The 252-nt window shown below is 49.2% G+C and carries 1 protein-coding gene; it reads right to left on the reverse strand.

All coding sequences use genetic code 11. The features are described 5' to 3' along the window. Positions 1 to 25: 25 nt before the first annotated feature. Positions 26 to 252, reverse strand: a 227-nt coding sequence (locus JEM65_RS22575) for a hypothetical protein (RefSeq protein WP_233530791.1), incomplete at its 5' end; no start/stop codon positions are given.

Consider the following 252-nt stretch of genomic DNA (forward strand, 5'->3'; position numbering starts at 1 on the left):
GTAGTTAACCCCTCATTTATTCCGCTCAGCAGAAAATGGAAAGCGAACCATCGACTCTGAAAGTGACGAGGTCGCGAGCAAGCCGAGGAAGAAGCTGTCCCGATACCAGGGATTCAAAGAAGATCCCTTTGTCTACTTCAAGAAGGACACCGTGGAGGCTGAGTTTGACGAAATCAAGGAGTTCTTCGACTTTTCCGACGCCCTCAAGCAAGAGATGTTCCTCACTCGTTGCAAGACTAGCCGGAAGAATCT

Origin of the sequence: Gelidibacter salicanalis (assembly GCF_016469035.1) — a bacterium.
GTDB classification, from domain to species: Bacteria; Bacteroidota; Bacteroidia; order Flavobacteriales; family Flavobacteriaceae; genus Gelidibacter; species Gelidibacter salicanalis_A.